The following is an 8,553-nucleotide window of genomic DNA, read 5'->3' as shown; positions in this document are numbered from 1 at the left end:
GTGAATTCATCATAAAATTCTTTAGTTAATTTTTACTTTTTTAAAGTAGTTACTCAATATGTTAGCTGCTGCATCCAACTCTTGTTGTGTGTTTTCTCTAGCATCTTTTAATTGATACTCCCAACCCAAAGCATCCCATTTATGGATACCTAATTTATGATAGGGCTGTAACTCTATTTGTTCTATGGTTTTATAATCTTTAAAATAATTACCTAGTTGATGTAATAATTTAGGTGTATTTGTAATTTCTGGAATTAACACATAACGCAACCACATTTTTTTACCTGATGCCTCTCTATGTTTGGCAAAATTGAATGTAGTTTCTTTGTTTTGTTTGCCTGTTATTTGCTGGAAACCTTCCTCTTTCATGTGTTTGATATCTAACATGATTAAATCTGTATATTGATCTAATAATTCAATTACAGGATGATTTAAAACACGACCATTGGTATCTAAATTGGTATGAATACCTTCTTCTTTTAAGCGTTTAAAGAATGGAATTAAATTGGTTGCTTGTAAAACAGGTTCTCCACCAGAAACAGTAACACCTCCTTCCTCACCAAAATAAGATTTCATTTGAATGGCTTTTTGCACCAAGTCTTCTACCTCATATTCTTCTCCTCCATGTGTGTCTATAGTATCTGGATTATGACAATACTGGCATTTTAATTTACAGCCTTGTAAAAAAATTACTAATCGAATTCCTGGACCATCATGTGTGCCAAAAGACTCTATAGAATGCACATTTAATATGTTTTCTTTTATTTTGATAACGAAAAATTTTAATTGAGAAAAAAAAGAGGATTCAAAAAAATACTTTTTGGAGCTTTTCTTTAAAAAGCAAACTCTAAAACGAGTAAATTTTATTTTTTGAATCCTCTGAATAAATACATAAAATACTACATAGATTCGTGGAATGAACGCGAAATAACTTCCATTTGTTGTTCTTTGGTTAATTTGATAAAATTAACAGCATATCCAGAAACTCTTATGGTTAATTGGGGGTGATTTTCTGGATGCTCCATAGCATCTAAGAGAGTTTCTTTATCTAAAACATTTACATTAAGGTGTTGTGCACCATGCTCAAAATAACCAGTTAAAGTTGCTGCTAAATTGTCTATTCTGTCTTCTTCTGTAGCTCCTAAAGATTTTGGTACAATAGAAAAAGTATTGGAAATACCATCTTGAGAATCTTTATAATCTATTTTTGCTACAGAGTTTAAAGATGCAATTGCACCATTAGTATCTCTACCATGCATTGGGTTTGCACCAGGTGCAAAAGCAACGCCTAAAGGTCTACCATCTGGTGTTGCCCCTGTTTTTTTACCATAAACTACGTTTGATGTAATGGTTAAAACGGACATAGTTGAGTCTGCATTTTTATACACTTTTAATTTTTTTAATTCATTGTTAAAATCTTCTACAGCATTGTGTGCAAAAACGTCTACTTTGTCATCATCATTTCCAAATTTTGGAAAATCGCCTTCAATTTTAAAATCTACAGTTAAACCTTCTTCGTTTCTAATTGGTTTTACTTTTGCGTATTTTATAGCAGATAAAGAATCTGCTACAATAGATAAACCAGCAATACCATAAGCAATATTAATTTGCGGATTGGTATCTATGAGTGCCATTTGTGCTTTTTCGTAGTAATACTTATCGTGCATGTAGTGAATGATGTTCATAGCATCATTATAAACACGTGCTACTTCTGTCATGGCGATTTTAAAGTTTTTCATCACTTTATCAAAATCTAGCACCTCACAGTTACAAGGTTCAATTCCATCTACCATTTGGGTTCCTGTAATTTCACATTTACCACCGTTGATTGCTAATAATAAAGTTTTAGCTAAGTTGGTTCTTGCGCCAAAAAACTGAATTTGTTTTCCAATTTCTTGGTAAGAAACACAACATGCAATTCCGTAGTCGTCAGAACCTCTAAACTCACGCATTAAATCATCATTTTCAAATTGTATAGAAGAAGTATCTATAGCAACTTTTGCACAGAATTTTTTAAAGTTTTGTGGTAATAATGGAGACCATAATACTGTAATATTTGGTTCTGGTGATGGACCTAAATTGTATAAAGTATGTAAAAAACGGAAAGCAGTTTTGGTAACTTTAGAACGACCATCATTTAAAAGACCACCTATTGCTTCTGTAACCCAAGTTGGGTCACCTGCAAAAATCTCATCATAAGCAGCCATACGTAAATGACGTACCATTCTTAGTTTCATCACAAATTGATCTATATATTCTTGTGCTTCAACTTCTGTTATGATACCATTTTCTAAATCTTTTTCAATAAAAATATCTAAAAAAGTGGAAACGTTACCCAAAGACATGGCAGCACCATCTTGTTCTTTTACAGCAGCTAAATATGCCATGTATGTCCATTGTACAGCTTCTTGTGCATTTTCTGCAGGTCTATTTAATTCTAAATTATAATGGTTACCCATTACAATCATATCCTTTAAGGCTTTAATTTGTTCTGCAACTTCTTCTCTTAAACGAATTACAGCGTCTGTCATTGGCCCCTCAATATTGGCTAAATCCTGTTTTTTAACTTCAATTAATTTATCAACACCATATAAAGCTACACGTCTGTAATCTCCAATAATTCTACCACGCGCATAATTGTCTGGTAAACCTGTTAAAAATCCTAAAGAACGGAACTTTTTAATTTCTGCATTATAGGCAGAAAAAACACCATCATTATGCGTTTTTACATATTTGGTAAATAATGTATTTATGTCTTCACTTGGTTCTAAACCTTGTTCTTTCAATGCTTTTTGCACTACTTTGTAGCCTCCAAAAGGTTTCATGGCTCTTTTTAACAAAGCGTCTGTTTGTAAACCAACAATAACTTCATTTTCTTTATCTATGTAACCTGCTTTAAAATTGGCAATACCAGAAATGGTATCTGTATCTACAGAATGTACACCACCTCTGTTACGTTCTATTTTGGTGGCTTCTTTACAAACATCCCAAAGTTTTTGTGTTTTGTTACTTGGCCCTACTAAAAAAGTGTCATCACCATAATAAGACACAATATTTTTTAATATAAAATCTCTCACATTAATTGTTGTGTTCCAAATACCTTTTTTAAAGCCTTTGACTTTTGGTTTTTCTAAGACTAGTTCTTGAGTTTCCATAATAATATATTTTAAGTTTTTTATGTATTCTTGTTTTACTCTTCAAATTTAATATTGAAACAAATCTTAAAACATGATAAAAGTTAGGTTTTAAAATTATTTAAGAAAACGTTGTAGTAATTTTTAAACTGATAATTAAGGAGTTAAAACTTTTTTAGAAGTTGATTTAGCTTGATAATATTTAATTACATTTGCAAAAAATTTTATTAATAACAACCTGAATCTAGTTCAGCTTAAAACAAGTATAGCATGCAACTGTACAATAAGTTAAGCGCAAAAGAACGCGCTGCATTAATAGATGAGGCTGGTAAAGACCGTCTTACAATTTCTTTTTATCAATATCACAAGATAGAAAACCCACAATTATTTAGAGATAAATTATTCTTAGAATGGAACGCATTAGATGTTCTAGGTAGAATTTATGTTTCTTACGAAGGCATTAATGCACAATTATCTGTGCCCTCAGAAAATATGCTTGCGCTAAAAAAACAATTAGACAACATTGCTTTTTTAAAGGATATTCGTTTAAACATTGCCATTGAGCAAGATAACAAGTCGTTTTTAAAGTTGAAGGTAAAAGTGAGACATAAGATTGTTGCTGATGGTTTGAACGACGATACTTTTGATGTAACCAATAAAGGTGTGCATTTAAATGCGAAAGAATTTAATGAAATGTTGGCAAATCCTGATACGGTTTGTGTAGATATGCGCAACCATTATGAGAGTGAAATTGGTCATTTTGAAGGTGCTGTAACTCCAGATGTAGATACCTTTAGAGACTCTTTAGACATTATAGAAGAAGATTTAAAAGACAACAAAGAAGATAAAAATTTACTGATGTACTGTACTGGTGGTATTCGTTGCGAAAAAGCATCTGCTTACTACAAACACAAGGGTTTTAAAAATGTATTTCAGTTAGAAGGCGGTATTATAGAATATACACGTCAAGTAAATACAGAAGGGATTGAAAATAAATTTATTGGTAAAAACTTTGTCTTTGACCACAGAAGAGCAGAAAAGATTTCCGATGATGTTATTGCCAACTGTCATCAATGTGGACAACCTTGTGACACGCATACCAATTGCGCTAATGAAGCTTGCCATTTGTTATTTATACAATGTGATGCATGTTCAGAGAAAATGGAAAATACCTGTTCTACAGATTGCCAAGAAATTATTCATTTGTCTTTTGAGGAGCAAAAAGAACTCAGAAAAGGAAAGGGAAATAGCAATAAAATCTTTAAAAAGGGTAGAAGTGAAGTTTTGAAGTTTAAAAAGTAGTTTTCTAATTTATTAAAATAAGAGACCTCAATTTTGAGGTCTTTTTTTGTATAAAAAACTCTTTTTACACATACTAAATAAATACATACTAATTCTAAATAGCATGCTAATTATTTTAATCACAAAACTACATTTGTTTTATGATTTAATAGCATAAAATAATTCTAAGAACTCTTATTTAGCTATTTTATGATTCTTTAAGAATGTGTATATTTACAGATTAGTGAAGATAAGATTGTGTTTTTGTATCAATCTGATAATCAAAATTATGAACAGAAAAAAGCGTTGAGCTTTTCTAAAAATATAAAATTACATGGCATGTGGTAGTTGTGGTACAACAGAAAATGGCGTACCAAGAGGATGTAAAAGTAATGGTAATTGTGGCACAGGAACTTGTGGAAGTGGTAGTAATAAACTAGCCGTTTTCGATTGGTTGTCTAATATGACCTTACCAAGTGGACAAGAACGTTTTAATATTTTTGAGATTCGCTTTAAAAACGGGAGAAAACATTTTTATAAAAATGTAGATAATTTACCCATAACTATGGGCGATATTGTAGCTGTAGAAGGTAATCCTGGGCATGATATTGGTACCGTTTCTTTGGCAGGAGAATTGGTAAAAGTGCAAATGAAAAAACGCAAAATTACCGAAGATCATGAAGATGTAAAGAAAATCTACAGAAAAGCAAGCCAAAGAGATATTGATGTTTGGCAACAAGCAAGAGCCAAAGAAGAAGAAACACAACGTAGAGGAAGAGAAATTTTAGGACGTTTGGGTTTGCAAATGAAACTATCTGATGTAGAATATCAAGGAGATGGTAACAAAGCCACTTTTTATTATACAGCAGAAGCTAGAGTAGATTTTAGACAATTAATTAGAGATTTGGCAAGTGCATTTTCCATCCGTGTAGAAATGAAACAAGTGGGTGCAAGACAAGAAGCAGCACGTTTAGGAGGTGTAGGTTCTTGTGGTAGAGAGTTGTGTTGCTCTACGTGGTTAACAGATTTTAGAAAAGTAACTACCTCTGCAGCACGTTATCAGCAATTGTCTTTAAATCCTTTAAAATTAGCAGGGCAATGTGGTAAATTAAAATGCTGTTTAAATTTTGAATTGGATACGTATTTAGACGCATTAAAAAGTTTTCCAAAACAAGATCTGGTTTTAAAAACAGAAAAAGGAGAAGCTGTTTTTGTAAAGATGGATATTTTTAAAAATCACCTTTGGTATACTTATAAAGAAGAGCGTTTTAAGTGGTTTCGATTAACTTTAGAACAAGTTTTAGAAATTATAGAACTGAATAAAAATAACGAAAAATCTGCAACCTTAGAAGAATACGAATCTGATGTTGTTTTACCAGAAAAAGTAGATTTTGAAGATGCAGTTGGGCAAGATAGTTTAACACGTTTTGATGCTCCAAAAACAAGTAAGCGTCGAAGAAATAACAGAAACCGAAAGAAGAAAAAACCTCTGGACGCTGTTGCATCAAATGCAGCATCAAAAACAAATACCAAAAGAAAACCACAGGCAAAACAACAAAATAAAAATAAGCCAAACCCTAGAAAACAAAACAATACCAATAAGCCTAAAGGCGAAGCAAAAAAAACAAACAAACCTAGAAGAAACAACAGAAATCGTACAAATAACAATCCAAAAAATGGAAACGATTCAGAAAAATAAGACTTTATGGATGCTTTTATTAGTAGGTACTTTTTGTGTGTCTTGTAATGATAAGATGGAATTTAGCCAATACAAAACCATAAAAAATAGTTCTTGGCAAACATCAGATAAAATAAGTTTTAATTTTAATATTACAGATACACTAGCGCCTAAAAACTTATTTATAAACATACGCAACAATAGTGCTTACGAGTTTAGTAATTTATACTTAATAACGGCTTTAAAATTTCCAGATAGCACAAAAGTGGTAGATACTTTGCAATATAAAATGGCAGATGAAACTGGGGCTTATTTAGGTAACGGTTTTTCTGAAATTAAAGAAAATAAACTATTTTATAAAGAGCGTAAAATTTTTCCTAAATCGGGAAGTTATAGCATAGAGATCTCTCAAGCTATGAGAAAAAACGGAGAAGTAGAACCCTTAAATAATTTAGAAGGCATACAAGATGTGGGGTTTAGTATCGAGAAAATAGACAAATAAACAACACACAAATTTATAAAAGCTCAACATGGTTGAGAACAATTTTTTATCATGACAAAAAAAGAAAAAACAAGCTATAAAAAATATGTAAAATGGTTCTGGGGAATTATTTTAGGCGGTTTTGGTATCATATTATTACTCTTTTTTATTGCCTCTGTTGGTGGTTTTGGAGCTTTACCAACTTTTGAGGAATTAGAAAATCCACAAACTAATTTAGCAACAGAAGTAATTTCTATAGATGGCAAAACCATTGGTAAATATGCAACAGAAAACAGAACACCCATACATTTTAAAGAGTTGCCAACAAATTTGGTCAATGCTTTAGTAGCTACAGAAGACGAACGTTTTTATGAACATTCTGGAATCGATTTTAGAGGTACAGTAAGAGCTGTTTTAAAACCTGGTAGTGGTGGTGCAAGTACTATTACTCAGCAATTAGCTAAAAATTTATTTACAAAAAGAGCTTCTAGTAATATTTTTAAAAGAGTATTGCAAAAATCAAAAGAATGGATTGTAGCTATCAAATTAGAACGCCAATACACAAAACAAGAAATTATTGCCATGTATTTAAATACGCAAGGCTTTTTATTTAATGCATCTGGTATACGTTCTGCTGCAAGAATTTACTTTGGTAAAGAAGCCAAAGATTTAGATGTGCAAGAAGCTGCCATTTTAGTGGGGATGTTAAAAAACCCGAGACAATTCAATCCAAATAGAGAAATTTCTAAGGGGAAATCATTGATAAGAAGAAACGTGGTTTTTGCACAAATGCACAAGAATGAATTTTTGTCAAAAAAAGAAAAAGATTCTTTACAAAAACTACCATTAAAAATTAATTTTACTCCAGAAAGTCATAGTGATGGTTACGCTACTTACTTTAGAGGGCATCTACAAAAAGTAATGCGTAAATGGGTTAAAAGTCATCCAAAACCAAATGGAGAAGAATACGATATTTTTAGAGATGGTTTAAAAATATACGTAACTTTAGATTCTAGAATGCAACAATACGCAGAGGAAGCTGTAAATGAACATATGGCAAATTTGCAAAGTTTCTTTTTTAAAGATCAAAAGAAAAATAGAACAGCGCCTTTTTACGATATCGAAAAAAGTCAAATAAAAGGTATTTTAGAAAGAGCAAAAAGAAATTCAGACAGGTACAAACGTTTAAAAAACGCAGGAAAATCTAAAAAATACATAGACCAAGTATTTAATAAGAAAACAGAAATGCGTGTGTTTTCTTACAAAGGAGATTTAGATACCATAATGTCTCCAAACGATTCTATAAAATATTATAAATACTTTTTACGTTCAGGATTATTATCCATAGAACCACAAACAGGCCATATAAAAGCATGGGTTGGTGGCGTAAATTACAAACATTTTAAGTTCGATGCTGTAGAGCAACAAAAAAGACAAGTAGGTTCTACTTTTAAACCCTTTGTGTATGCAACAGCCATCAATCAACTAAAAATGTCTCCTTGCGATCAGTTTCCAAATGTACCTTACACCATACCAAAAGGAAAATACGGTATTCCAGAAGAATGGATGCCTAAAAATTCTACAGAAAAATATGGAGGCATGCTTACCTTAAAAGAAGGTTTAGCAGGTTCTGTGAATACGATGTCTGCAAGATTAATAGACATGGTTTCTCCAGCAAATGTAGTGCGTTTAGCAAAGGCAGCTGGTATAGAAAGTGATGTGCCTGCAAACCCATCTATCGCTTTAGGTGCAGTAGATTTATCTTTATTAGAAATGGTGAGTGCCTATTCTACATTTGCCAATAGTGGTTTGCGTGTAAGCCCAATGATAATTACCAGAATAGAAGATAAAAACGGAACAGTTTTAGAAGAATTTACACCAAAAACACAAGAGGTTTTAAGTGAGGAATCTGCTTATGTAATTATAGATTTATTAAAAGGAGTTACACAGTCTGGTTCTGGGGTTAGATTGCGTTCTAC

General features: G+C 31.8%; 6 protein-coding genes. 4 read left to right on the top strand and 2 right to left on the bottom strand.

The window, feature by feature from the left end:
- Positions 1-21: 21 nt before the first annotated feature.
- Positions 22-744 (bottom strand): pyruvate formate-lyase-activating protein, encoded by a 723-nt coding sequence (pflA, locus tag ACTG3S_RS02685; protein WP_439127835.1) that lies wholly within the window; start codon positions 742-744, stop codon positions 22-24.
- A 155-nt stretch (positions 745-899) separates the two neighbouring features.
- On the bottom strand, positions 900-3,155 hold the full coding sequence (gene pflB, locus ACTG3S_RS02680; protein ID WP_439127834.1) for a formate C-acetyltransferase: 2,256 nt from the start codon (positions 3,153-3,155) through the stop codon (positions 900-902).
- 249 nt (positions 3,156-3,404) lie between these two features.
- On the opposite strand from pflB, the gene trhO reads away from it, so the two are divergent.
- The 4 genes from trhO to ACTG3S_RS02660 form a co-directional block, all read left to right on the top strand.
- A complete protein-coding gene (gene trhO, locus ACTG3S_RS02675) occupies positions 3,405-4,436 on the top strand; it encodes an oxygen-dependent tRNA uridine(34) hydroxylase TrhO (protein WP_439127833.1) in 1,032 nt (343 codons plus the stop codon).
- A 313-nt stretch (positions 4,437-4,749) separates the two neighbouring features.
- A complete protein-coding gene (locus tag ACTG3S_RS02670; RefSeq protein ID WP_439127832.1) occupies positions 4,750-6,114 on the top strand; it encodes a PSP1 domain-containing protein in 1,365 nt (454 codons plus the stop codon).
- On the top strand, positions 6,092-6,595 hold the full coding sequence (locus ACTG3S_RS02665; RefSeq protein WP_439127831.1) for a gliding motility lipoprotein GldH: 504 nt from the start codon (positions 6,092-6,094) through the stop codon (positions 6,593-6,595). Before ACTG3S_RS02670 ends, ACTG3S_RS02665 begins: the two co-directional genes overlap by 23 nt.
- Before the next feature lie 51 nt (positions 6,596-6,646).
- On the top strand, positions 6,647-8,553 hold a 1,907-nt coding region (locus tag ACTG3S_RS02660), incomplete at its 3' end, for a transglycosylase domain-containing protein (RefSeq protein WP_439127830.1).

Source organism: Polaribacter sp., assembly GCF_965656025.1.
GTDB lineage: Bacteria > Bacteroidota > Bacteroidia > Flavobacteriales > Flavobacteriaceae > Polaribacter.
This window is presented reverse-complemented; position numbering and strand designations above follow the sequence as displayed.